Source organism: Megamonas rupellensis DSM 19944 (assembly GCF_000378365.1).
Lineage (GTDB): Bacteria > Bacillota > Negativicutes > Selenomonadales > Selenomonadaceae > Megamonas > Megamonas funiformis.
In genome coordinates this window covers 1-25,950 of sequence record NZ_KB899567.1, presented here as the reverse complement: position 1 = coordinate 25,950, position 25,950 = coordinate 1, and the positions used below count along the sequence as shown (strand labels likewise).

At 32.1% G+C, this 25,950-nt stretch carries 24 protein-coding genes and 1 other annotated feature; of the genes, 8 read left to right on the top strand and 16 right to left on the bottom strand.

Going from position 1 to position 25,950, the window contains the following annotated elements:
• The first annotated feature begins 59 nt into the window (after positions 1–59).
• The 4 genes from aroC (at position 60) to F553_RS0101130 (ending at position 4,507) form a co-directional block, all read left to right on the top strand.
• The gene (gene aroC, locus F553_RS0101145) at positions 60–1,205 is read left to right on the top strand and encodes a chorismate synthase (protein ID WP_018998657.1); all 1,146 of its coding nucleotides are present in this window, start codon (positions 60–62) and stop codon (positions 1,203–1,205) included.
• A gap of 7 nt (positions 1,206–1,212) precedes the next feature.
• Complete coding sequence (locus F553_RS0101140; protein ID WP_008537292.1) at positions 1,213–1,731, top strand: shikimate kinase; 519 nt, start codon at positions 1,213–1,215, stop codon at positions 1,729–1,731.
• Positions 1,731–2,813 (top strand): 3-dehydroquinate synthase, encoded by a 1,083-nt coding sequence (gene aroB, locus F553_RS0101135; RefSeq protein ID WP_018998656.1) that lies wholly within the window; start codon positions 1,731–1,733, stop codon positions 2,811–2,813. The genes F553_RS0101140 and aroB overlap by 1 nt, the downstream gene beginning before the upstream one ends.
• A 287-nt stretch (positions 2,814–3,100) precedes the next feature.
• Positions 3,101–4,507 (top strand): carbon starvation CstA family protein, encoded by a 1,407-nt coding sequence (locus F553_RS0101130; protein WP_018998655.1) that lies wholly within the window; start codon positions 3,101–3,103, stop codon positions 4,505–4,507.
• A gap of 59 nt (positions 4,508–4,566) precedes the next feature.
• Here F553_RS0101130 and ppk1 read toward each other — a convergent pair whose 3' ends face one another.
• The 15 genes from ppk1 to F553_RS0101055 form a co-directional block, all read right to left on the bottom strand.
• Positions 4,567–6,648, bottom strand: a complete 2,082-nt coding sequence (gene ppk1, locus F553_RS0101125; RefSeq protein WP_018998654.1) for a polyphosphate kinase 1 — start codon at positions 6,646–6,648, stop codon at positions 4,567–4,569.
• Entirely contained in the window at positions 6,641–7,573 is a 933-nt protein-coding gene (locus F553_RS0101120) for a Ppx/GppA phosphatase family protein (protein ID WP_018998653.1), read from the bottom strand. The genes ppk1 and F553_RS0101120 overlap by 8 nt, the downstream gene beginning before the upstream one ends.
• Positions 7,574–7,855: 282 nt before the next feature.
• A complete protein-coding gene (locus F553_RS0101115; RefSeq protein WP_018998652.1) occupies positions 7,856–9,088 on the bottom strand; it encodes a tRNA nucleotidyltransferase/poly(A) polymerase-related protein in 1,233 nt (410 codons plus the stop codon).
• A gap of 66 nt (positions 9,089–9,154) precedes the next feature.
• A complete protein-coding gene (gene thrB / locus F553_RS0101110) occupies positions 9,155–10,069 on the bottom strand; it encodes a homoserine kinase (protein ID WP_018998651.1) in 915 nt (304 codons plus the stop codon).
• 2 nt (positions 10,070–10,071) lie between these two features.
• Positions 10,072–11,367: a homoserine dehydrogenase gene (locus F553_RS0101105; RefSeq protein ID WP_008537284.1), complete on the bottom strand. Its 1,296-nt coding sequence runs from the start codon at positions 11,365–11,367 to the stop codon at positions 10,072–10,074.
• A gap of 27 nt (positions 11,368–11,394) precedes the next feature.
• Complete coding sequence (locus F553_RS0101100; RefSeq protein WP_008537283.1) at positions 11,395–11,841, bottom strand: ACT domain-containing protein; 447 nt, start codon at positions 11,839–11,841, stop codon at positions 11,395–11,397.
• A 105-nt stretch (positions 11,842–11,946) separates the two neighbouring features.
• A complete protein-coding gene (gene plsY / locus F553_RS0101095) occupies positions 11,947–12,546 on the bottom strand; it encodes a glycerol-3-phosphate 1-O-acyltransferase PlsY (protein ID WP_018998650.1) in 600 nt (199 codons plus the stop codon).
• Positions 12,546–13,880 (bottom strand): ribosome biogenesis GTPase Der, encoded by a 1,335-nt coding sequence (der, locus tag F553_RS0101090; protein ID WP_008537281.1) that lies wholly within the window; start codon positions 13,878–13,880, stop codon positions 12,546–12,548. Before der ends, plsY begins: the two co-directional genes overlap by 1 nt.
• A 59-nt stretch (positions 13,881–13,939) precedes the next feature.
• The gene (locus F553_RS0101085; protein WP_018998649.1) at positions 13,940–15,313 is read right to left on the bottom strand and encodes a DUF512 domain-containing protein; all 1,374 of its coding nucleotides are present in this window, start codon (positions 15,311–15,313) and stop codon (positions 13,940–13,942) included.
• Between the two features lie 114 nt (positions 15,314–15,427).
• Positions 15,428–16,561 (bottom strand): 30S ribosomal protein S1, encoded by a 1,134-nt coding sequence (gene rpsA, locus F553_RS0101080; RefSeq protein ID WP_018998648.1) that lies wholly within the window; start codon positions 16,559–16,561, stop codon positions 15,428–15,430.
• Positions 16,537–17,373, bottom strand: coding sequence for a 4-hydroxy-3-methylbut-2-enyl diphosphate reductase (ispH, locus tag F553_RS0101075; protein ID WP_018998647.1), 837 nt, complete (start codon positions 17,371–17,373; stop codon positions 16,537–16,539). The genes rpsA and ispH overlap by 25 nt, the downstream gene beginning before the upstream one ends.
• 64 nt (positions 17,374–17,437) lie before the next feature.
• Positions 17,438–18,025, bottom strand: coding sequence for a lysophospholipid acyltransferase family protein (locus tag F553_RS0101070; RefSeq protein ID WP_018998646.1), 588 nt, complete (start codon positions 18,023–18,025; stop codon positions 17,438–17,440).
• 39 nt (positions 18,026–18,064) lie between these two features.
• Positions 18,065–18,730 carry a (d)CMP kinase gene (cmk, locus tag F553_RS0101065; RefSeq protein WP_018998645.1) on the bottom strand — a complete coding sequence of 222 codons (666 nt, stop codon included), beginning with the start codon at positions 18,728–18,730 and terminating at the stop codon, positions 18,065–18,067.
• A gap of 27 nt (positions 18,731–18,757) precedes the next feature.
• On the bottom strand, positions 18,758–20,059 hold the full coding sequence (gene aroA / locus F553_RS0101060) for a 3-phosphoshikimate 1-carboxyvinyltransferase (RefSeq protein WP_018998644.1): 1,302 nt from the start codon (positions 20,057–20,059) through the stop codon (positions 18,758–18,760).
• A 184-nt stretch (positions 20,060–20,243) separates the two neighbouring features.
• Complete coding sequence (locus F553_RS0101055; protein ID WP_018998643.1) at positions 20,244–20,660, bottom strand: DUF6985 domain-containing protein; 417 nt, start codon at positions 20,658–20,660, stop codon at positions 20,244–20,246.
• Between the two features lie 259 nt (positions 20,661–20,919).
• Positions 20,920–21,191, top strand: a binding site (T-box leader).
• Between the two features lie 115 nt (positions 21,192–21,306).
• Between F553_RS0101055 and ilvC the strand changes: the two genes are divergently transcribed.
• The 4 genes from ilvC (at position 21,307) to F553_RS12640 (ending at position 25,504) form a co-directional block, all read left to right on the top strand.
• Positions 21,307–22,317 (top strand): ketol-acid reductoisomerase, encoded by a 1,011-nt coding sequence (gene ilvC / locus F553_RS0101050; protein WP_008537271.1) that lies wholly within the window; start codon positions 21,307–21,309, stop codon positions 22,315–22,317.
• 91 nt (positions 22,318–22,408) lie between these two features.
• Complete coding sequence (ilvB, locus tag F553_RS0101045) at positions 22,409–24,103, top strand: biosynthetic-type acetolactate synthase large subunit (protein WP_018998642.1); 1,695 nt, start codon at positions 22,409–22,411, stop codon at positions 24,101–24,103.
• Positions 24,100–24,597, top strand: a complete 498-nt coding sequence (gene ilvN / locus F553_RS0101040; protein ID WP_018998641.1) for an acetolactate synthase small subunit — start codon at positions 24,100–24,102, stop codon at positions 24,595–24,597. Before ilvB ends, ilvN begins: the two co-directional genes overlap by 4 nt.
• A gap of 100 nt (positions 24,598–24,697) precedes the next feature.
• Positions 24,698–25,504, top strand: coding sequence for an MBL fold metallo-hydrolase (locus F553_RS12640; RefSeq protein WP_018998640.1), 807 nt, complete (start codon positions 24,698–24,700; stop codon positions 25,502–25,504).
• A gap of 84 nt (positions 25,505–25,588) precedes the next feature.
• On the opposite strand, the gene F553_RS0101030 is transcribed toward F553_RS12640, so the two are convergent.
• A partial coding sequence (locus tag F553_RS0101030; protein WP_018998639.1) for an IS30 family transposase occupies positions 25,589–25,950 on the bottom strand: 362 nt, incomplete at its 5' end.

Genomic DNA, 25,950 nt, shown 5'->3' with positions numbered 1-25,950 from the left:
TTTAGTTATAATATCTATTGATAACTTGTAAACATGAAAAATATAAGGGGTTGAACATAATGTTTAGATTTTTAACTGCTGGAGAATCTCATGGACAATGCTTAACAGCATTAGTTGAAGGAATTCCCGCTGGTCTTAAAATAAATCTTGATGAAATAAATAGACAAATGGCACGCCGTCAAAAAGGCTATGGTCGTGGTGGTCGTATGTCTATAGAAACAGATAAAGTAGATATCTTATCTGGTGTACGTTTTGGCGAAACAATGGGCGACCCTATTACTTTGCGTGTAGTGAATAAAGACTGGGAAAACTGGACTGACCGCATGTCTGTGATGGGTACACCTACATGGACTAAAGTTACAGCTGCTCGCCCAGGTCATGCAGATTATGTTGGTATCAAAAAATATAATCGTGAAGATATCCGCGACATTTTAGAACGCTCTAGTGCTAGGGAAACAGCTGCACGCGTGGCTGCTGGAGCTGTTGCTCGTCAATTTTTAGAAGCTTGTGGTATAAAAATCGTATCTCATGTAATCAATATCGGTGGTGTAAAAGCTAATACAGATAATATTGATTATGCTAATTTACAACCTAATGATAGCGATTTAAACTGCAACGATGCTCAAGCAGAAACTAAAATGCGCGATGCAATTCGCGATGCTGGTCAAGCAGGTGATACTTTAGGCGGAACTTTTGAAGTTGTAGTCCAAAATATGCCAATCGGCGTAGGCAGTCATATTCAATGGGATAAACGACTCGATATGCAACTTGCTGGAGCCATGATGTCCATTCAAGCTATCAAAGGCGTTGAAATCGGCGATGGTTTTGATTATGCAAATCATCCAGGCAGTCAATTACATGATGAAATGTTTTACAATGAAGATAAAACAGTTTATCGCAAAACAAATCATGCAGGTGGTATCGAAGGTGGTATGAGTAATGGCGAGCCTATTATTGTTCGTGCTTGTATGAAACCTATTCCTACACTTATGACACCACTTCACTCCATTGATATTGAAAGTAAACAAGAAGTTTTAGCTTGTAAAGAACGCAGTGATGTTTGTGCTGTTCAAGCAGCTTCCGTAGTTGGCGAAGCTATGGTTGCACTTGCTATCACTAAAGCTATGATTGACAAATTCGGCAGTGATTGCATGGTTGATGTCCTTCAAAATTTACAAGCTTATAATGAAAGAATAAAAGGATAGGATTAAAATGAAATCTAATATTGTACTTATAGGATTTATGGGCAGTGGAAAATCTATTACAGGTAAATTATTAGCTTATCGTTTAGGTTATAGTTTTGTAGATACAGATACAGCTATCGAACAAGAATACAAAACAAAAATAAAAGATATGTTTGCTAAAGAAGGCGAAGCAATATTTCGCCAACGTGAAACAGCTACTATCCAAAAATTAGCACAAAAAAGTCATCAAGTAATTTCTACAGGCGGTGGCGTTGCTACTAAAGAAACTGATATGCAAGAGCTTCGCAAAAATGGTATCGTTATAGCGCTGACAGCTATGCCACATACTATTTTAAAACGCACTGGAAATGATAAACGTCCTTTACTTGCCAAAAAAAGCAATGAAGAACGTTTAAAAACTATTATTGAACTTATGGCTAAGCGTGCTCCATTTTACAAAAAAGCTGATTTAATCATAAAAACAGATGATACAACACCACTGCAAAATGTCGAAATCATTATGAAATACTTAAAGGGTGTGAAATAATGCGCATTGTTCCCGTAAATCTCAATGAAAAATCTTATAATATCTATATTGGTCATAATCTAGAAACAACTATCATTGATTTTTTTAAAGCACAAAAATATTCTCAAAAAACTTTAATCATCACTGATACAAATATTGCTCCATTATATGCAGACAGCGTCAAAGATTTACTCACTAAAGCTGGTTTTAATGCCAAAATTGCCATCATTCCAGCTGGTGAACAATCTAAATCTTTATCCGTTGCAGAAACACTGTATACACAAGCAATTGAACATGGTCTTGACCGCAAATCTCCTATCATTGCTCTAGGCGGTGGCGTTGTTGGTGATTTAGCTGGTTTCATTGCCGCTACCTTCATGCGTGGTGTGCCTTTCATTCAAATGCCAACTAGCCTACTTGCACAAGTTGACTCTAGTGTTGGTGGCAAAGTCGCTGTAAATCATGCTCTAGGCAAAAATCTCATTGGTGCTTTTTATCAACCACAAGCCGTTTTCATGGACTTAGAAATGATGAAAACTTTACCTACTAGAGAGATTTCCACAGGCTTAGGCGAAGTCATTAAATATGGCTTTATCTATGACCATGATTTTTATACTTATTTAACTGAGCACCAACAAGAAATTCTTCAATTGAAGCCAGAAGCTCTAATTCATATCATTGCACGCTCTTGTGAAATAAAAGCAGATGTAGTATCTAAAGATGAATGTGAAGCTGGTCTTCGTGCCATCTTAAACTTTGGTCATACTTTAGGTCATGCTATTGAAAAAGAAACTAATTATGCCGTTTATAATCATGGAGAAGCAGTAGCTATCGGCATGGTTGGCGCTAGTAAATTAAGTTTTAAATTAGGCTTAATATCTCAAGATGTAGTTGATAAAATGTGTCAATTACTTGCAAATATGAACTTGCCACTTAAAGCTAAAAATTGTAATGCTCAAAAAATTTATCAAGATATTTTCCATGACAAAAAAACTGTTAACGGTAAAGTTAATTGGGTTTTATTAGAAGATATCGGCAAAGTATGTATAAAAAAAGATGTTCCTGAAAAATTAGTCAAGGAAACTATTTTAGAAATACTGTAAAAACTTTATAAATAATGCTTTAACAAAACGAGTATTTTTTTCAAATTTGAATGAAATACTCGTTTTAATTTTAAATTCTAATTTAAATTTTTAAAAAATTGTAAAAATACTTGACAAAGTTACACAAAAGTATTATAAATTTATTTGTACAATAAATAATATTAATATTTTAATAAATGAATGCAAGTTATTTTTTTAACAAAGTATTAAATTTTATTTAGTTTATTAAGCATAGTTCCGGAGCTATCTTAAAATTTTATAATTTCCTAAAGAAGGTGTATCCTTATATGATTACTTTTTTTATTAGTTTAATCGCTCTTATTGTAGGTTTCATGATTTATGGTCGTTTTGTAGAAAAAGTTTTTGCTCCTTCACTAAAACCTACTCCTGCCATAACTCATAACGATGGTGTAGATTACATACCACTTCCAACATGGAAAGTTTTTATGATTCAATTATTAAACATTGCAGGTCTTGGTCCAATTTTTGGTGCCATTGCAGGTGCTCTCTGGGGCCCAGTTGTTTATTTTTGGATTGTAATTGGGACTATTTTCTCTGGTGCCGTTCACGATTATCTCTCTGGTATGATTTCTCTTCGTCATAATGGTGAAAGTATTTCAGAAATCGTAGGTATCTATCTTGGCGATACTATGAAAACTGTAATGCGTATTTTCTCCGTTATCCTTTTAGTTTTAGTAGGTACTGTATTTATGACAGGTCCTGCATTACTTCTTGCCAAACTCACTCCTGATTCTTTAGATGTTACTTTCTGGTTAGTAGTTGTACTCATTTATTATTTCTTAGCTACTTTATTACCTATCGATAAAATCATTGGTAAAATTTATCCACTTTTTGGTGCTTGCCTAATCATCATGGCAGTTGGTGTTTCTAGTGGTATTATCCTCGGTGGCTGGCAAATGCCAGAAATGACACTCCAAAATCTTCATCCAAAAGATTTACCTATTTGGCCATTAATGTTTATCACTGTTGCTTGCGGTGCTACATCTGGTTTCCATGCTACACAATCTCCACTCATGGCTCGTTGCATGAAAGAAGAAAAAAATGGTCGCGTTGTTTTCTATGGTGCTATGGTAGCTGAAGGTATTATCGCTCTTATCTGGGCATCTGCTGGTATCGCTTTCTATGAAACAACTGGTGGATTAGCTGCTGCTATCGCTAGTGCAGGTCCTGGTGGCGTTGTTTATGATGTATCCTTTGGTACATTAGGCACTGTCGGTGGTATTTTAGCTATGATTGGTGTTATCGCTTGTCCTATCACTTCTGGTGATACTGCATTCAGAAGCGCTCGTTATACACTTTCTGATTGGTTCAAAATCGATCAAGTTTCTTATACAAAACGTTTAGCTTTATCTATTCCACTTCTTGGTATCGGTGGCATCTTATCTCAAATGAATTTTGATATCATTTGGCGTTATTTCTCTTGGGCAAACCAAACATTAGCTATGATTGCTCTTTGGACAGGTGCAATGTATCTTTGGAAACAAAATAAAGGTGGTTGGCAACATTATATCGCTGTAATTCCTGCCATTTTTATGACTATGGTTACTTTCACTTATATCCTCCAAGCTCCTGAAGGTTTTGGTTTACCAACTAGCATTACTTATCCTGCTGGTGTCATCATCACTATCTTTTGGGCTATAGTTTATTTCAAATCTACTATTTTCAAAAAATAAAATCGAAATATAAAAAACCTCCACTATTGCAAAACAATAGTGGAGGTTTTATTTTTAACTTAAAGTTTTATTTTTCGTCCAACTTTATATTCATGACGCAAATAATTTTGACAATCGATCAATTCATCGCCTTCTTTTATTTCAGGCTTTTTATATGTTCCATCGCTACATAAAATTCTAGCTTTAAGATTATCTTTCCACATTATGCGTAAAGTATCATAAATGCTATTTTTTATTTTTTGGTCATAAATTGGTGCAGCTATTTCTACACGATTTTCTGTATTTCTAGTCATCCAGTCAGCAGAAGCTATATACATTTTCATATTTTCGCCTGTACCGAAGCAGAAAATACGAGAATGCTCTAAAAATCTACCTACTACACTTATAACTTCAATATTATCTGTTTTTCCTTCTATTCCTGGTAAAATACAGCAAATACCACGAATAATCATTTTTATCTTAACGCCAGCTTGAGAAGCTTCTTTTAATGCATCTATTAATTGTCTATCTGTCAAAGAATTCATTTTTAAGAAAATGCTTGTTTCTTCTCCAGCTTTAGCTTTTTCAATTTCTTCTTTAATTAAATCTAATAAAGTATTTTTTAGACTAACAGGTGCTACTAATAGATTTTTATATTCTCCATAGAGATTATCAATACCCATATTCTGGAAAAATTCTACAGCATCTTTACCTATATCTTCATTGCTAGTTATCAAGGAAATATCTGTATATAAAGAAGATGTAGAAGCATTATAGTTACCTGTACCTATTTGTGTAAAGTATTTTATGCCTGTTTTATCTTGTTTCATAACTAAGCAAATTTTGGAATGAACTTTATAGCCTTCCATACCATAAATAACTTTACAGCCAGCATCTTGTAAAAATTCTGCCCAGTTTATATTATTTTCTTCATCAAAACGAGCTCTAAGTTCCATCAAAACAGTTACATCTTTACCCATTTTAGCTGCCATTGATAAATAATTCATCAATTGAGCTCTATGACTACCTACACGATATAAAGTAATCTTTATAGCAAATACTTTTTCGTCCGTTACAGCTTCTTTAATGAATTTTAAGAAAATATCAAAGCTTTGATATGGATATTGTAACATTACATCATTATTTGCCACATAATCCATCACACTAGCATTTTCAGGAACACAGCAGATATGAGATGGTTCAAATGGTGGATACATCAAGCTATTTTTCTGTTCTTCATTAAATTTACTACCTAAGCTGAAAATATAAGATTTATTGATAGGAGATTTATAGATAAAAATTTGTTTTGATGTGATTTTAAATTGTTCTGTGGCATATTTCATCATTGTTGAATCTATATTGCCCTCTATTTCTAAACGAACAGGTGCAAGTCTTTGTCTTTTCAATAAGACTTCACGTGCATGTTCTAAGAAATCTTCTCCTAAATCTAATCGCTCATCATCTAAGCTAATATCTGCACTTCTAGTAACAGATAAAATTGCTGTATTTTCTACTTCATAGCCATCAAAAATTTTATCAGCATATGTAGCTATGATATCTTCTGTCATCACATAGCGAATTTTAGATTTATTTGGTATATATACGATTTTAGGTAAATTGCTAGGTACTGGAATAATTCCAAAAACCTTTTTCTTTTTGCGTGTTAAAATTATACCTACATATAACGCTTTATTTAATAAATGAGGAAATGGATGTCTTACATTTATAATTTGTGGAGATAAGAATGGGCTAATTTGATTGTCAAAATATGTTTTAACATAAGTTTTATCTTTTTGATTTAAAGATTTTACTTTTTTACGTTCGATGCCGTATGTTTTAAGCTGTTTTTCTACAGTTGCAAAAATTTTATCAGCTTTTTGATTTAATTGTTTTGTAGCTACAAAGATTTTATCTAACTGCTGACTTGGTGTCATAAAGCTTTTATTATCAAAACCATTTGTATCCACAGAAGCCATTTCACATAGACTGCCTACGCGTACTCGATAAAATTCATCTAAGTTACTAGCATAAATTGCTATAAATTTTAGTCTTTCATATAGAGGCACATTTTCATCTATAGCTTCTTCTAATACTCTATCATCAAAACGAAGCCATGATAATTCTCTATTTTGTGTATATGATGTATCTATCTTTTTATGCATTCTGTTCTCCCTCTTTAGTTAATACTTGCTTATATAAATATCCTTCACGTACACCTGCACGACTTACATAAATGCTTTGTACGTTAAAATATTTAACAATAGTATTTAAGATTATCATACCTGGCATAATTGTACGCACACGTTCAGGTACGACTTTTAATAATATTTCTAAAGTTTCACGAGGTACTAATTTTTTATTTTCACGATTTTCTAGTTTTTTAACCATCCAATTTAAATTGTCAGCAATGACAAAACGATTATTTTTACTTAAATCATAAAAATAACTATTTAATCTATCTACATTACGAATAGTTCCACCTACACCGCAAACATATGGACAATCGCCCCATTGGTCTACATCGTAACGAACTATCATTTCTCTTACGCATTCTTCAATTTTTTTGCGTTCTTTTTTTGTTGGGAATAAATGTTTTACAAATTTTGTATACATGCTTAAAGAACCGATTGGTAAGCTTATAGAATTTTGTATTTGCATATTATTATACATAACTAATTCTGTACTACCGCCACCAATATCTACTAATAAACCACTTTTTAAATCAATAGTTCTAGCTGCACCAACAAAATCATATTCAGCTTCTTGAGCACCACTTAATAAATTAATAGCTAATCCTGTTCTATCTTCAATTTCACTAACTGCTGCTTGGCTATTAGAAATATTTCTTAAAGATGCAGTAGCAAAAACATGTAAATTATTTACACCTAAATCTTTAGCTAATAAATTAAAACTATCCAAGATATAGCAAGCTCTATTGATACCGTCTGCTACCATCATACCATCTTGAATAAATGATGCTAATTCTGCCATTTCTTTTTTATTTAAAAGTACTCTTGGTTTACCACCTTCTACTTTATAAATAACAAGACGCATTGTATTTGAACCAATATCTACAATACCATACATCTAAATCCCTCCTACTCTGTTTTAAGTATAATATTTTTTTATGCTAAATTCTATATATCCCCTCGTTTTTCTTTCACTATTTTACAAAAATATTACAAAATACAATCTTTTTACTAAAATAGACAAAAATAATAGCATTCTTCGTTTCACAACTTAGAATGCTGTATTTATAAATTTTATTTATTATCTACTTTAATAATAGATTAATTTTGCCTTTAATAATATTATAGTATAAAAATAAGAAAATTAAATATGAGAAATGTTAAATCTTTGTAAAATTTTCTAAGCTTCTACTTCTATATTCTGCTTAAATAATTTAATTTGCTCATTTCTTATCCAATCACCAATCGCTTTGCCTTTCAAATTTACTGGACAATTTTTCATAGATACACTATGAATTTTTTGGAGATAACTATGATAATCTGCTAAATAATAGGGCAATGATTTACTATCTGCCAAAATCACACAATTAAAGCCAGCAAAGCCTAAAGGATTTTTCTCTACCGTCAATAAAAAATCGACAATTTTTCCTACTTTTCCTAGTCTAGCTGCTCGCATATGTTCTTTGATGACAAATAATCCACCTTGCAGCCATTTTTTAGGAAGCGTCATACGTTTATTCCATGCTTTTAATACTGCTAAACCTTTTTCTTCATGTCCATAATGATGAGGTAACATTTCTTTTGGCGTTACACCTTTGCCCAAATCATGCACAAGACCTGCAAAACGCACAGCGACATCATCTGTCATATCAGCAACTAAATCCACAATCTCCATAGTATGCTCAAACGCATCACCTTCTGGATGAAATGCTACAGGTTGAGTTTTTCCAATCAACGCATAGATTTCAGGAAATAAGATTTCCAATAAATCCGCTTTCACTAAACTGCGGAAAAATATTGAGGGTTTTTTTGTTTTTAACGCACGTTGCAATTCATTAAAAATGCGTTCTTGTGGCTCTGATTTTATTTCCTCTCTACATGCTCGCATCAAATTTACAGTATCTTCATTGATTTTAAAATTTAATTCACAAGCCTGACGCGCAGCTCGAAGCGCTCTTACAGGATCCTCTTTAAAATGATGTGATACTGCTTTGATACATTTTTTTTCAATATCTTCTCGTCCTTTATATGGATCAATTATTTCTCCATCACGCACACGATAAGCAATACTATTCATAGTCGTATCTCTACGATATAAATCTTCTTCAATCGTTACTTTTTCATCATAATCTACAATAAAACCTGTATAACCTATACCTGTTTTTCTTTCCTTACGGGCAAAAGCTACTTCACATTCTTTGTCTTCAATTTTTACTAAATACACAGGAAAAGATTTTCCTACTTTTTTTGCCTTTGGAAAATTTTGCTTAAAATCATCTTCTTTTACACGACAAATGACAAAATCTTTGTCCTTAGGAATAACACCTCGTATTTTATCGCGCACCCAGCCACCTACAATATATAAAGTGCCACCTAAATCATCTATCTTCTGTGAAAATTCCATTTCATTCATAATTTAAAATCACCTACTTATAAAAAAACCCAGTTAGATATAATATCTACTGGGTTTTATTTTAATTTATTCTATTACCATAGCACCTTTATTATCAATATCTAATACTAAGTATTTAGAGCTAATATTATGTTTTGCAAAAGCCTCAACCATTGCTTTACCGATTTCTTCACCATTTTCTATCGTATAAGCAATAAGTGTTGGACCTGCTCCACTTATAGTTGTACCAAGTGCACCTTTAGAATTTGCTGCTGCAAATACATCATACATACCAGGAATTAAATCTGCTCTATATGGTTGATGTAATTTATCTGCAAAAGCACCTTTTAAAGCTTCTATTTTTCCTTGACAAATAGCTGCAATAATCATAGCTGTATGACCAATGTTAAAAATAGCATCTTTTAATGGCACTTCTTGTTTTAAAGCTGCTCTAGCTTTTTTAGTTGGTAAATAAAAATCAGGTATAGCCACTACCATTTTTAAATCAAAATTTGGCATAAAAGATACATATTCTAATTTATAATCAGTTTTTGTGCTGACTGTTATTCCGCCAAACAAAGCAGGTGCTACATTATCAGGGTGTCCTTCAATCTCAGTAGCTAACTCAAATATATCCTGTATAGAAAATCTATTATTCAAAAATACATTAGCTGCAAATAATCCCGCTACTATAGCAGTTGCACTACTGCCAAGACCACGTGATAGCGGCACATTATTTGTCATTTTTATATGTGCCCCTTGATATTTTTTCTCCAAGTGAGCTTTGGCTAATAACTTTTCTATAGAGCGCCATACCATATTTCTTTCATCACATGGTATATTTGTTGCTCCATCTCCATAAATTTCTATACATAAATTTTTTTCTTCTAAGAGTTTTAATTCCAATTCATTATAAATACTACAGGCAATACCCATAACATCAAAACCAGGACCACAATTGGCTGTAGTTCCTGGAACTCTTACCTTGACAAAATCACTCATAATTAAGCCTCCTGAGACATTACTACTCGGATAATATTAGAAATTTCATGTACTACATCTAAATTATTTAAACGAACTTTGAGGTCTTCAATTTGATTATTATTTACATTATGAGTAATTGCTACTATTTCAGAAAATTCCCCTACTCTGCGTTTTTGAATTACAGAATATAAACTTACATTGCTTTCACCAAAAGCTGTAGCAATCGCACCTAATACACCAGGTTTATCTTCAACTAATAAGCGAATATAATATCCTGATAAAACTTTATCTGGTGGGCATAATTTCTTTTCTTCATAACAAGTACAACGTATTTTACCAAAACGATCTTTACCCATATCACGTGCTACATCAATAATATCTGCTAAAACGGCTGAAGCAGTTGGTCTTTCACCTGCTCCTTTACCATAAAACATAGTATCGCCGACAGCGTTACCATGAATAAATATAGCATTAAACACATTGCGAACAGAAGCCAATGGATGATCTTTATCAATAAATGTCGGATGAACTCGAACATCTATACCATCTTCTGTATGTTTAGCTATAGCCAATAATTTTATAATATAGCCTAATTCTTTAGCGTAAGTTATATCTTCAGGTGTAATGTTAGTAATACCTTCTACTTTTACATCTTCTAAACTTACGCGTGTATTAAATGCAATAGAAGATAAAATTGCTGCTTTTCTAGCGGCATCTAAACCAGCGACATCGGCTGTAGGATCTGCTTCTGCATAGCCTTTAGCTTGAGCTCTTGCTAATGCAGTATCATAATCCATACCTTGCTCTGTCATCTTAGTTAACATGTAATTAGTTGTACCATTTACAATACCAATTAATTCTGTGATTTTATTCGCAGTTAAACATTGTTTTAATGGAGTGATAATCGGTATGCCACCTGCTACACTTGCTTCAAACATAAAATCTACATCATGTTTTTCAGCTGCATCAAACATATCTTTACCAAACTGTGCTAAAACATCTTTATTTGCAGTAACTACATGTTTACCATTTTCCATAGCTTTTAACATATATTCACGTGCTGGATGTATGCCACCTAATAATTCTACAACAATATCAATGCTTTCATCATTTAAAATATCATCAATATTATCTGTAAAAACAACATCTCCATTAAAATCACGTTTTTTGTTTAAATTGCGAACTAAAACTTTGCTCACTTCGATATCATTGCCAATTTTTGCTCTGATATCATGATAATTTTCTTGTAAAACTTTTAAAACACCTGTACCTACTGTGCCACAACCTAATAAACCTAATTTTATCTTCTTTGCCATAAATATCCCTCTCTCAAGACTAGACTTTTAAACTTGACCAATAACCTCTAAACGTCTTACGCCGTTCACAAGACGCAATTTATCGAGCAATGCTTCAAGGTCAATATTCATATTTTTAGTTTCAATAGAAATTGTTGCTACTGCTACTCCTTGAAGAGGAATACCTTGGTTAATAGTCAATACGTTTCCTTTATCTTCAGAAATCATATTTAACACATTAGAAAGTACTCCCTGTTTATTATCAAGAACAAAAGAAACAGAAACAATTTTATTGATACTTGCTTCATAAAATGGTAAAACAAAGTCTTTATATTTATAATAAGCACTACGGCTTAAACCCATTTTAGAAACGGCATCATTTATAGTCATATTATCATGACGACGTAACATTTCTTTTACCTTGATTGTTTTTTTGATTGCAGAAGGTAAAATATCTTCTTTTACTAAATAGTATCCTGAATCTTTTTTTGTCATTATTAAATCCTCCGTACTTTTACAATGGATAATATTCTTTTTATAGCAGACATTATATCATTTTATCGCCATAATAGCAAAGGGTATTATTAAGTTTTAGATAAATTATCTATGACCTGCTTTTATTTTATTTTCATTTCCATTTAAAAGACGTACTATATTTGTTTTGTGGCGGTAAATAACAAATATAGCTGCTACTATACCGAAAATGACAAACTCCATAGGCATATCAAAAGCATAGGCTAAGATTGGTACAAAAGCTGCTGCAACGATTGAAGCAAGTGATACATATTTACTAATCATTACAATTATAAGCCAAATAAAAAAGACACAAACAGATACTTTTGGCATCAACATAATCAATACACCAAGTCCTGTTGCTACGCCTTTTCCACCTTTTAATTTTAAAAATATAGAGGCAGAATGACCTACTATTGCTAATATACCACCTAAAATCATAGCCATAGAGCTACCAACTAAAGTTATACCTAGATACACGCCTAATAAGCCTTTTATCAAATCAGCTAAAAATATGACAAATCCAGGAAATTTTCCTAAAGTACGCCAAGCATTAGTAGCACCAATATTTTTACTACCATGTTCACGTAAATCTACATGCCAAATTCCTTTTCCTAAAACCAAGCCACTTGGAATAGAACCAATGACATAACTACAGATTATTACTATAAGAAAATTAAATTCCATTATTCATCATCTTCCTCTTTTCTTCCACGAACTACTAATTTAAGAGGAGTTCCTTCAAAACCAAAACTTTCTCTTAGTTTGTTTTCTAAGAAACGCAAATAGGAAAAATGCATCAATTCTGGGTCATTAACAAATACCAAGAATTTTGGTGGTTTAATATCAGCTTGAGTCATAAAGTAAATTTTTAATTGTTTACCTTTATGAGATGGTGGTGGATTGATAGAAACAGCGTCCATTACTAATTGATTTAATACACTTGTCTGTACACGCATAGCTTGTTGTTCAGCTACATATTTTACAAGGTCAACTACACGATGTACACGCTGTTTTGTAAGTGCAGAAGTGTATAAAACTGGTGCATATTGTAAAAATCCAAGTTCATCACGAATATCTTCAGTAAAACGCAAAGAAGTTTTATCATCTTTTTCAATTAAATCCCATTTATTGACAACAATGATACAACCTTTACCAGATTCATGAGCATAACCTGCAATTTTTTTGTCTTGTTCTGTTACACCTTCAGGAGCTGAAATTACCATTAAAACTACATCTGCTCTATCTACAGCACGAAGAGAACGCATTACGCTATAACGCTCGATAGGCATATCAATTTTACCTTTACGTCTCATACCAGCAGTATCAATCAAAGTAAAATGTGTATTGCCATCATCAAATTTTGTATCAATAGCATCACGAGTAGTTCCTGCTACATCACTTACGATTACACGTTCTTGACCTAATAAGGCATTTACTAAAGAAGATTTACCTACATTTGGTCTACCAATAACGGCAATGCGAATTTCATCATGTTCGATATCATCTTCTAAATCTTTAGGGAAATTAGCTACTATTTCATCTAATAAATCGCCTACATTCAAAGCATTTGCAGCAGAAATACCGATTGGCTCGCCAAGTCCTAAATTATAAAATTCATATACATCTAAATGCTGTTTTGGACTGTCAATTTTATTTACAGCGACAATAACAGGTTTTCTTGTATTTCTTAAGATATGACCTATTTCTTCATCATCATGAGTCATTCCTGTACGACCGTCAACCATAAATACAATTACATCAGCTTCTTCAATTGCTAGACGTGCTTGTTGACGCATGGAAGCTAAAATTTTACCTTCGCCGTCATTTTCAAGTTCAATCCCGCCAGTATCAATCATTGTGAATTGATGATTTAACCATTCAGCGTCCATATAAATTCTATCTCTAGTAACACCTGGAAAATCCTCAACAATGGATACTCTCTTTTTACCTATTTGATTAAAAAACGTAGATTTACCTACATTAGGGCGTCCTACAATAGCTACTATTGGTTTACTCAAATTCTTCACCTCATCAATAATATTATTTTGCAAAACTCATTTATTATATACTGTCATCATTATTTTGTATAGCTAGCATTTGATTGCCATGTATAAATAGCTTTGCTTCGTTCACATTTTATATTGTACCAATCAGCTAACAAATTCTTTAACATAATGGCATCGCTAGCAACTTTAACTTCTTCATCAGGAAAAGCTTTTTTAATATCCTCTAAAGTATAATCATCTAAGAAAATATCTTCACCTTCACGAAGTGCACAGCTTGGAATAATAATACCATCTCTATTAGCTTTATTCTGCTTTAGATTTTTTATAATATCTTGACCTGTCAATAATCCTGTAACAGTTACTTCATGACCAAAAAATTCATTTTCTAAAGCTAATACATTGGCATTTAAATTATCTATATTCAATTCATCAACTAAATTTTTAATCACTTTTCCTGCTGATTTTCCACAGATAATATCTAAATTTAAAGGTTTTTGATAATTATTTGGATTAATCTCTGTCTCTTTCCATTGTTCAATAAAATTACGTGTAAGACCTATACCATTATCAAGCTGTGGAAAACCATCATATTCTTCAGCTTTTGGCAACGGTTCACCAGCTAACAGATAAAATTCATCACTTAAATAGATAAAATTTTTACCTGTTTGTTTACGCATTTTTTCTTGCCAATGACGTACTTGTTCGATGACTTTTTTAGCGCCTTGTGCATCAAATGTTTTAAGTGGATAACAATTTTCTCTAAATTTAGTAAGACCTACTGGTACAATACCTAAAGTTTTTGCATATGGCTGCATACTGATGATATCTTGAATTGTTCTATCTAATTCCGCGCCATCATTTAACCCTGGACATAATACCACTTGTGTATGATATTCCACATCAGCCTCATTTAATTTAGCCAATTGTTCCATAATTAATTCACCACGTTTTGTTCTGAGCATTTCTCCACGAAGTTTTGGATTAGTTGTATGCACAGAAATATATAATGGTGATAAATGTAATCTGTGTATTCTCTCTAAATCACGAGGTCCCATATTCGTCATGGTAACAAAATTCCCATAAAGGAAAGATAAACGATAATCGTCATCTTTTATATATAAGGAATCACGCATATTAGGAGCTACTTGATCCACAAAACAAAAATAACAATTATTAGCACATTGGCGAATTTTACCAAATACAGCTGATTCAAATTCTGCCCCAAGCTCTTCATCTATATCTTTTTCAAAAGCAATTATTTCTTGCTCTCCATTTTCATGTTCTATTAACATTTCAATTTCTTCATCTGCTAAAGCAAAACTTAAATCAATAATATCTGTCAATTCTTGTTCATTTATAGATATTATTTTATCACCAGGTACTAATTCTAATTCTTCAGCTAAACTTCCTTGATGTATAGCCGATATGATACCGCCTTTAGCCAATCAAATCACCTCTTTTATCTTATTTTATGTTAATTATACAATTTATTAAATCAGAAAAAAAGAGTGATGATTTACACCACTCTTTTTACCTTTTATTTTTGATATTAAATAAAATTATTCGTTTACTTCGTCGCCAATTGTAACAGCTGTGTTATCTTGTTTTGCTAAGAAATCTTGATATTCAGCTTTTTCAGCGTCTTGTTGCACTTTTGTAATGCTAAGAGCAACTTTTTTATTATCCATATCTACATGAATAACTTTTACAGTAACTTCATCGCCAACACTTACAGCTTCAGAAGCTTTTGTAATGTGTTTTGGAGAAAGTTCACGCATACGAATTAAACCATCAAAACCAGGTTCAATTTCCATAAATGCACCAAAATCTGTTAATTTTACGATTTTGCCTTTTACATAAGAACCTACTGGATATTTTTCTGCTTTATCGAACCAAGGATCACGAACAGTATCTTTAATGCTTAAAGAAATACGTTTTGTTTCTGGGTCAAAAGCTTTTACTAAAACTTCTACTTCTTGACCAACGGATAATACGTCTGCTGGATTTTTGATATGATCCCAAGAAAGATCAGAGATATGTGCAAGTCCATCAACACCACCGATATCAATAAATGCACCATAATCTACTAAACGTTTTACAACACCTGTACGTTTTTCACCTTCAACAATGCTTGCTAAAGCTTCTTCACGTTTTTGTTCACGTTGTGCTTCAAGAACGCTACGACGAGAAAGAACGAGGCGTTGTTTTTTAGGGTCTGCTTCCATAATTTCAACTTCAACTTTTTGACCTACAAATTCATTTAAATCTTTGACAAAATGAAGTGCAATCTGAGAAGCAGGAATAAATCCACGAAGACCAAAAGCAGTAGTGAGTAAACCACCTTTTACAACCTGAAGAATTTCTACTTCAATGATTTGTTTTTCTTCTTTAACTTTTTCTACTTTTTCCCATGCAACTAAACGGTCTGCACGAGTTTTGGAAAGAATTAATCCATTTTCTCCGCCTAAAGCAACTACATATACGTTAATTTTGTCGCCAACTTTAACTACATCTGTAGCAGCTTCTGGTTCTGGATAAGCCAATTCTTTTTTTGCGATAGGAATTTCTGTTTTATAACCGATATCAACATACGCTTCATCACGGTTAACTAAAACCACAGTACCTTCTATAACTTCATGTGGATTAAATTCCTTCATAGATTCTTCTGCTAATAAGCTTGCCATGTCTTGCACTTTTCATATACCTCCTTGATAATCCAGTCAGGTGTAGATGCACCTGCTGTAATACCAATTTTTTTAATATTATTGAACCAATCATCATGTAATTCATCAACCGTTTCTATATGATGTGTTACACAATGCTCGGTGCATAATTGCGCTAATCGAGTTGTATTAGCACTATTGCGACCACCAACAACAATCATCATATCTACTTCTTTAGATAATTTTATCGCAGCAGACTGACGTTTATCTGTGGCTGTGCAAATTGTTCTTAAAATCCTGATATCATAAGATTTAGTTAATAAAATATTAACAATCTCACTAAAGGCTTTTACTGAAAATGTTGTTTGCGCTACAATACCCAATTTAGATACAAAAGCTATATTTTCAGCTTCTTCTTGTGAACCAATAACTAATGAATTTTTACCAGCCCACTCTTTAATACTTTTTACCTCAGGATGATTTTTTTCGCCTATAATAATAACTTTGAAGCCTTCATCAGCTAGCGTTTTGGCTGACATTTGAGCTTTCTTAACATGTGGACAAGTAGCATCTGCAAGCTCTAGCCCTTTTGCTTTTATCGCATCATATATGCTTGGACCTACACCATGAGAGCGAATTATTATTTTCCCATTCTCCATTTCATCAACTGATTCTACTATTCCGATACCTTCATCAGCTAATGCTTTCACCATTTGCGGATTATGAATTATTGGTCCTAAAGTGCAAACTTTTTTTGATAAATCTTTATTATCTTTAGCAGTTTTTATTGCTCTTTTTACACCATAACAAAATCCATAATCGTCAGCTAAAATTACTTCCAAAATTTATCACCATCAAAAATTATATTACTAAGCTTACCATATAGTATACCATACTATGCTATCTTTATTCTACTTTATTTTTTAGCATTGACGCAATTTCTTGCATTATTTTTTCAGTAAATTCTTGTAAATTTTCTTTATCCACTTTTTCTGCTTCAAAAGTCATAGGTTTTCCATAAATTAAAGTTATTTTTCTAAACGGTCTTAATTTAAATGTTCCTTGTATTGCTACAGGAATAACTGTCGCTTTTGATTTTGCGGCAATGAGTGCTACTCCTGGTGCACCCTTGTGTAATTTTCCATCTTTACTTCTAGTACCTTCAGGAAACATACATATACACTCTTTTGCTTCTAACATCTGCAATGCTGTTTTTATTGCAGCTCTATCTGAAGCACCTCTTTTTACAGGAAAAGTATGCACATTTTCTAAAATATTTTTCAATATCGGCACTTTAAACAACTCTTCTTTAGCCATATAAGCCAAATGACGAGGTATGAACGTTCCTACTAGTGGAGGATCCCAGTTGCTTAAATGATTAGCAGCTAAAATTACAGCTCCTTCTTTAGGTATATTTTCTTTTCCTTTGACTGTTGTAGGAAAAATAACAGAATAAATAAATGTAAATATTATTCTAAGTAATCCATATAACATAATTAAAAATCCTCAAATTATAAATTCACAAAAATAGCCTTAAGCATTAGCTAGTCTTATAATCTCTTGTAAAACTTCATCAATAGTCATTTTTGTTGTATCTAATAAAATAGCATCGTCTGCTTTTTTCAATGGAGAAACTTCTCTTTGCATATCAGCTTCATCTCTAGCTATAATATCTTTTTTTATTTCTTCTACATCTACATCATAGCCTTTTTCTCTCATTTCTTTAGCTCTACGATTTGCTCTTTCATCAGCAGAAGCTGTTAAATAAATTTTTAAATCAGCATTAGGAAGTACACATGTTCCAATATCTCTACCATCCATCAATACAGAGCCATCTTGTGCTATTTTACGTTGAAGTTCTACCATTTTTTGACGAACTTCACTAATTGCTGCTACTTGTGATACTAAAGCTGTTACTTCTGGTGTTCTAATCGCTGTACTTACATCTTGTTCATTTACAAAAATGAGCATATTTCCATTATCATCATACGCCAATCGTATATTAATATCTTCAATTACAGATAAAACTTGTGCTGTATTTACAGGCACTTGATATTTTTGCAATACAAGCCAAGCTACACCTCTATACATCGCACCAGTATCAATATAAATATAATTTAATTTTTTAGCTGCCATTTTCGCTATGGTAGATTTACCTGCTCCCGCTGGACCATCAATAGCAATTACAGATTTCTTCATCATTCTCACCTATATAAAATTTATAAATTATTCAAAACGAGTTAATATCTCATAAAAAGTTGGATAGGAAATATTTACACATTCACTATTTTCAATTTCAATACCTACACCGCTAGCTCCTAATATTGCAAGTGCCATGGCAATTCTATGATCATCATGAGAATTACATACAGCTTTTTGTAAATTATTTCTTTGACCGCCAGTGATGATTAAACCATCTTGAGTTCCTTTTATGCATGGACAAACTTTGTTAAATTCATCTGTGATAACTTGCAATCTATCTGTTTCTTTTACACGTAATTCGCCAGCACCTGTAATAATAGTTTCACCTTCTGCAAACATACTAGCTACAGTGATAATAGGAATTTCATCAATGAGTCTAGGCATGATGTCTGCACCAAAACTTGTGCCATGTAATTTAGCATAACGCACACGAATATCAGCAATAGGTTCTACTTCATCGCGAACATTTAAAAGTTCAATATTAGCTCCCATAGCTTTTAATACATCAATAATTCCTGTACGTGTTTCATTTATACCTACATCTTTTAAGATAATATCGCTATCTTCAATAATTGAACCAGCTACAAGCCAAAAAGCAGCTGAAGAAATATCACCTGGTACATGAATTTCTTTTGGAGCTGTCATTTTTTCCACTTTACTAATTGTTATACTTGTGCCAGATTTTTCTAATTTTACGCCAAAACCTTCAAGCATACGTTCTGTATGATCTCTAGAAGTATATGGCTCAGTTACTGTAGTTTTGCCTTCAGCATTCATGCCAGCGAGTAAAATAGCAGATTTCACCTGCGCACTAGCCATTGGCATTTGATAATCAATGCCTTGTAAACTTTCTTTTGCAGGAATTATAGTTATAGGCAATAATTTATTTTCTTTTCTTCCTACAATATTAGCCCCCATTTGGCTCAATGGGTTAATTACCCTTCCCATAGGACGACGACTAAGTGAAGCATCACCTGTAAAAGTAGTTAAAAATTTTTGACCTGCCAATATTCCCATCATTAAACGAAGTGTTGTGCCTGAATTTCCAGCATCAATTATACTTTGTGGTTCTTGAAGTCCATGAAAACCATTACCTTTTACAATCAAAGTATTTTCATCTAATTCTTTAACTTTTACACCTAAAGCTCTCATACAATTAACAGTAGACATACAATCTGCTGCATGTAAAAAATTAGTGATTTTTACTTCACTATCACAAAGACCAGCAAACATTACACTGCGATGTGATACTGATTTATCTCCAGGTATTAAAATTTCTCCTTTTAAGCCTGTTTTTATCGGTTGAATTTCTTTTAAAGCCCCCATAACTTCAAACCTTTCTTTAACAAATTTAATTATTTTAAGCATAATTATAACACTATAGCACGATAATTGTAAAAATTTTTATATTTACATCTTTATTACTAAAATTTATTACTTAGATAAAATATTTATCATAAAATTTTTAAAATTTATAGTTAAATTTATGCTTTTAATCATTAAATTTTTCTCATACATTTTTTATATAATCTAGATAATCAACGCCTGCATAAATTACTTTATTATCTCTTATAACAAAACCAACTTCTGTACCCCAATCGCCTTCACCTTCGACAGCATAAGCTATTTCATCATCATCATTTATCATATCCACATATAAAGCCTCAAACCAACAATAATTCAAGATTTCACGAACATCATTTATCTTTGATAATGTACATTCATCTTTTACATTTTCCCAAAGTTGTGTGCAAATTTCATCTATCATATTATCTGTGAGATTATTAAAAGACTCTACACATTTTTCAGCACATTCTTTTAACTTATCGTCATTTATATAAATGCTTAATTTATGCTTATGTTCATCATCTTGAAAAAATTTACTTTGAAAACTACCTTCACCATTTTCATTCGACCAATAAATCATAAAATAATTTCTCCTAAAATTTTTAAATTAATAAATTTACTACTTTATTAATTTCATTCTACCATATTTAAAATACCTTAATATAAATAACTGCTAAAATTCATTCAATATTAATTACAATTTTACAATTTACAAATAGCCTTAATAATCATGCTTTTAGTTAAATAGAAAAAGTTAATAAATAAAAAACACTTGACAAATTTAACAGAATAGTTTAATGTATACATATCGTAAAGTTGTAAACATGAAATCAAATATAATAAATCCTATGAACAGACAAGTAACTTATAGCAAAAAGCTACAGAGAGCTGATGGTTGGTGCAAATCAGTGTGATGTTATAGTGAACATCATCTGGGAGGATTTTGACTGAAAAGTAATTATACTTAGTAAGTCAAAACGGCTTTTCCTCGTTATTGGAAAATACATTTGTATATTATAGTTATCAATTAATTATTATAAATGTATTCTGAGTGTTGCTATTATTAGCAAAATTTGGGTGGTACCACGGATTTAAAAAGTTCGTCCCTTAGAAATATATTTCATATATATTTTTAAGAGATGAACTTTTTTATTATATTAATGCATGTTTGCATAAATTTATAAAGTATTTTTTAATACAAAAGATACAAAAGGAGATTTTTTATTATGGCAAAAATTTATTATCAAGAAGATTGTAATCTTAACTTATTAAAAGGTAAAAAAATTGCTGTCATCGGCTATGGTAGTCAGGGTCATGCACATGCGTTAAATTTAAAAGAATCTGGTTTAGATGTTGTTGTAGGTCTTTACAAAGGAAGTAAATCCTGGGCTAAAGCAGAAGCTCAAGGTTTTGATGTATTCACAGCTGCTGAAGCTGCTGCTCAAGCAGATGTTATCATGGTTCTTATCAATGATGAAAAACAAGCAAAAATGTATAAAGAATCTATCGAACCTAATTTAACAGCTGGTAAAATGCTCATGTTCGCTCATGGTTTTGCTATTCATTTCAATCAAATCGTTCCACCAAAAGATGTTGATGTTACTATGATTGCACCAAAAGCTCCTGGTCATACAGTTAGAAGCGAATATTTAAGAGGTCGTGGAACTCCATGTCTTGTTGCTGTATATCAAGATGCTACAGGCAACGCTTTAGATTTAGCTCTTGCTTATGCAAATGGTCTTGGTTGCTCTAGAGCAGGTGTTCTTGAAACAACTTTCAAAACTGAAACAGAAACTGACCTCTTTGGTGAACAAGCTGTTCTTTGCGGTGGTGTTTGCGCTTTAATGCAAGCTGGTTTTGAAACATTAGTTGAAGCAGGTTATGACCCACGTAATGCATATTTTGAATGTATTCATGAAATGAAACTTATCGTTGACCTTATCTATGAAAGCGGTTTTGCTGGTATGCGTTATTCTATCTCCAACACTGCTGAATATGGTGATTATATCACTGGTCCAAAAATCATTACAGAAGATACTAAAAAAGCTATGAAGAAAATTCTTTCTGATATTCAAGATGGTACTTTTGCTAAAGATTGGCTCATGGATAACCAAACTGGTTGTGCTCATTTCCTTGCTATGCGTAAACGTGCAGCTGAACATGAATGCGAAAAAGTTGGTGCTGAACTTCGTAAACTTTATAGCTGGAATGATTCCGATAAACTTATCAACAATTAATAGCGGCGATATATAAAGCAAAAAGAGATGCTGCAAAGCATCTCTTTTTTTATCAAAATATTTGATTACATATATAAAGGAGGAAAAATTCATGCGAATAAACGGCGCTCAAGCAATTATTGAATGTTTGAAAAAAGAAAATGTAAATCTTGTTTTTGGTTACCCTGGCGGTGCTGTTTTGACATTATATGATGCTTTATATCAAAATAAATTTCCTCATATTCTAACCAAACATGAACAAGGTGCTATTCATGCTGCTGACGGTTATGCTCGTTCTAGTGGAAAAGTTGGAGTATGTTTTGCTACATCTGGTCCAGGTGCTGCCAATTTAATCACAGGTATTGCGACAGCTAATATAGACTCTATTCCTATCGTTTGTATTACAGGACAGGTTGCTACTCATCTAATTGGTAAAGATTCTTTCCAAGAAGCCGATGTATGTGGTATTACAGCACCTGTAACTAAACATAATTACTTAATAAAAAAAGTTAGCGATTTACCACGAGTATTTAAAGAAGCATTCCATATTGCTTCTACTGGTAGACCTGGCCCTGTTGTCATTGATATTGCTAAAGATGTATTTGAAGCTGAAATAGATTTTGAATATCCTACAGAAGTTAATCTTCGTGGATACAAATTACAAAAAGATGGCAATACAGACGATATTGATACTTTAATCGAAGCTGTAAAAACTGCTGAAAAACCTGTTTTATTTGTCGGCGGTGGCGTTATTTCTTCAAATACTTCTGCGTATATCAAACAATTAACTGAAATAACTGGCATTCCTGTTGTTGAAAGCCTTATGGGTAGAGGTTCTATTCCATGCGACCAATTAGAATCCTTAGGCATGGTAGGTATGCATGGTACTTATACAGCAAATATGGCAGTAATGGAATGTGATTTATTAATTGCTTTAGGCGCTCGTTTTGATGACCGTGTTACTGGTAAAGTTTCTGAATTTGCCCCTAATGCCAAAATCGCTCATTTTGATATTGATAGTGCGGAAATAAATAAAAATGTACATGTAGATTATCCTGTTGTCGGTGATTTACGTTGGTCTTTACCTTTGTTCACAGCTAAACTTTCTATCATTGGTGCACAATTAAAAGATCAATATAAACCTTGGCGTGATTACATCTTTGAAATGAAACATTTCAATCCTTTATTATATCGTGATGATGAAAATTTAATCATGCCTGAAAATATTATCACTAATATCAGTAACATTTGTGATGAAAACACTATTGTAGTAACAGATGTTGGTCAACATCAAATGTGGGCAGCACAATATTACAATTTACAAAAATCTCGCAAATTTATCACTTCTGGTGGACTTGGTACTATGGGATTTGGTCTTCCTGCTGCAATTGGCGCTAAACTTGCAAATCCTGATAAAAAAGTAGTTTTATTTACTGGTGATGGTAGTATTATGATGAATTGTCAAGAATTTGCTACTGTTGCTGATTATAATTTAGATATAAAAGTAGTAGTACTCAATAACCATATGCTTGGCATGGTTGCTCAATGGCAACGTATGTTCTACAATCATCATTATTCCCATTCCGTATTAAGAGGTAAAACTGATTTAGTAAAATTAGCTCAAGCTATGGGTGTAAATGGTTATCGCATTGATAATAAAACTACATTCAATGAACAATTAGCTAATTACATCAATAGTGATGGCGCTTGTCTCATTGATATATTAATTCCTGATGAAGAAAATGTATTCCCTATGGTTCCCGCTGGTGGACGACTTGATCAAATGGTATTGGAGGCAGAACAATGAAATATCAATTAACACTATTAGCTGAAGATACTCCTGGAGTATTGAGCCATATTGTTTCCCTTATCAGCAGACGTTCATTTAATATCAATACCTTATCTGTAGGCTATACAGAAGAAGAACATGTTACTAGAATGAGCTTTGTCTTGACTGCTGATAGTGAAAATGAAGTAGAACAAGTTATGAAGCAAATCAATAAACTCATTAATGTAATTAAAATCGTTAATTTGACTCATATTGATTCAATCAATCGTGAACTTGTGATGATAAAAGTAAAAGCTGACCCTATAACTAGAAATGATATTGTAAATATAGTAAATATCTTCCGTGCAAAAATAGTTGATATCAATCGCGAAACACTCGTTATCGAATTAACTGGCGACCATACAAAAATTGATGCCCTTTGTGAAATGCTTGCAGATTATGAAGTAATCGAAGTAGCTAGAACTGGTACACTCACTATGTCACGTGGTCCTATTCCTGTAAAAAATATGTAATATATAAAATAAAGACATTCTTTTTTATAAATTTTAATTTAAAATTTGATATAGAAGAGAATGTCTTTTTATTTTTATTAATTTTAAAGAGGTGATTTCTTTGATATTAAATGTTTTAGTAGATAATAATACTTTTATTGATAAGTATTTTTTAGGTGAACCTGCACTTAGTTATTTTATTGAACTAGATAATAAAAAAATTCTTTTTGATACAGGATATTCAGACATTTTCTTAACTAACGCAAATAAAATGAATATTTCTTTAGCTAACTTAGATTATATTGTTTTATCTCATGGCCATAGCGACCATACTGGTGGGCTAAAAAGTCTTTTACATAAATATAATCTAGAAAAGACAAAATTAATAGCTCATACTCAAATTCTTTATCCTAAACGAAAAAATAATATAGATATTGGAATGTCTATGTCTTTTGATGAATTATCATATAAATTAGAGCCTATACTTACAAAAGAACCTTATTGGATTGATAATAATCTTGTATTTTTAAGTGAAATTCCCACTAAATTTCCATTTGAGCGCATAAAAGTAGGAGAAGTTTTTAAAGATAATCAATGGCAAGATGATTTAAATTTTGATGATAGCGCCATGGTTTATAAAGGCAAAGACGGATTAGTTATCATAACTGCTTGTTCTCATAGTGGAATTTGTAATATTATCGAATATAGTAAATCTTTATTTCCTAATACAAAAATTCACAGTATTATTGGCGGTTTTCATCTATTAAAAGTCGATGATAAATTAAGAAAAACTATTGATTATTTAAAAGAGCAAGATATCGATATTATTTATCCTGCTCATTGTACCTGCATTCAAGCAAAAATTCAAATGGCTAAGTATATGAACATTCAAGAAGTTGGCGTTAATTTAAAATTAGAGTTTAAATAAAAAGAGTACAGAATTTTGAACTGCACCCCAAAAGTTGGACAAAAAACAACTTTTGGAGGTGCAGTTTTTTTATGAGATGAATTGTCAATCCAAGTGCGACACTTCTTTTAAAAATAAATTAAATGGATTATCCCAATTTAAACATTTTCTTGGTCTATTATTTAATAGTATTAATTTTTCTATTAAATCATCATTAGATATTTTCCCTAAATCTGTTTTCTTTGGATAATATTCTCTTAATAACCCATTTGAATTTTCGTTACTACCTCTTTGCCATGCTGCATAAGCATCTGCAAAATATACTTTTATATTTAATTTTTCTACTTCTTTATAACATGCAAATTCTTTTCCTCTATCTGTTGTAAATGTTTTTAATGCCTTTTTTGGTAGTACTTTCACTAATTTTTTTATTGCTTTTAGCATTGATGGAGCTGTTCTATCTTTTA

What these genes read in the sequence shown, in the direction of transcription:
- ilvB (WP_018998642.1), top strand. Translation starts at nt 22,409, where the DNA reads ATGCGAATAAACGGCGCTCAAGCAATTATTGAATGTTTGAAAAAAGAA.
- ilvN (WP_018998641.1), top strand. Translation starts at nt 24,100, where the DNA reads ATGAAATATCAATTAACACTATTAGCTGAAGATACTCCTGGAGTATTG.
- aroB (WP_018998656.1), top strand. Translation starts at nt 1,731, where the DNA reads ATGCGCATTGTTCCCGTAAATCTCAATGAAAAATCTTATAATATCTAT.
- F553_RS0101115 (WP_018998652.1), bottom strand. Translation starts at nt 9,088, where the DNA reads ATGAATGAAATGGAATTTTCACAGAAGATAGATGATTTAGGTGGCACT.
- F553_RS0101105 (WP_008537284.1), bottom strand. Translation starts at nt 11,367, where the DNA reads ATGGCAAAGAAGATAAAATTAGGTTTATTAGGTTGTGGCACAGTAGGT.
- F553_RS0101055 (WP_018998643.1), bottom strand. Translation starts at nt 20,660, where the DNA reads ATGATTTATTGGTCGAATGAAAATGGTGAAGGTAGTTTTCAAAGTAAA.
- F553_RS0101070 (WP_018998646.1), bottom strand. Translation starts at nt 18,025, where the DNA reads ATGTTATATGGATTACTTAGAATAATATTTACATTTATTTATTCTGTT.
- cmk (WP_018998645.1), bottom strand. Translation starts at nt 18,730, where the DNA reads ATGAAGAAATCTGTAATTGCTATTGATGGTCCAGCGGGAGCAGGTAAA.
- plsY (WP_018998650.1), bottom strand. Translation starts at nt 12,546, where the DNA reads ATGGAATTTAATTTTCTTATAGTAATAATCTGTAGTTATGTCATTGGT.
- ilvC (WP_008537271.1), top strand. Translation starts at nt 21,307, where the DNA reads ATGGCAAAAATTTATTATCAAGAAGATTGTAATCTTAACTTATTAAAA.
- F553_RS0101140 (WP_008537292.1), top strand. Translation starts at nt 1,213, where the DNA reads ATGAAATCTAATATTGTACTTATAGGATTTATGGGCAGTGGAAAATCT.
- aroA (WP_018998644.1), bottom strand. Translation starts at nt 20,059, where the DNA reads ATGGGGGCTTTAAAAGAAATTCAACCGATAAAAACAGGCTTAAAAGGA.
- F553_RS0101130 (WP_018998655.1), top strand. Translation starts at nt 3,101, where the DNA reads ATGATTACTTTTTTTATTAGTTTAATCGCTCTTATTGTAGGTTTCATG.
- thrB (WP_018998651.1), bottom strand. Translation starts at nt 10,069, where the DNA reads ATGAGTGATTTTGTCAAGGTAAGAGTTCCAGGAACTACAGCCAATTGT.
- aroC (WP_018998657.1), top strand. Translation starts at nt 60, where the DNA reads ATGTTTAGATTTTTAACTGCTGGAGAATCTCATGGACAATGCTTAACA.
- ppk1 (WP_018998654.1), bottom strand. Translation starts at nt 6,648, where the DNA reads ATGCATAAAAAGATAGATACATCATATACACAAAATAGAGAATTATCA.
- F553_RS0101100 (WP_008537283.1), bottom strand. Translation starts at nt 11,841, where the DNA reads ATGACAAAAAAAGATTCAGGATACTATTTAGTAAAAGAAGATATTTTA.
- F553_RS0101120 (WP_018998653.1), bottom strand. Translation starts at nt 7,573, where the DNA reads ATGTATGGTATTGTAGATATTGGTTCAAATACAATGCGTCTTGTTATT.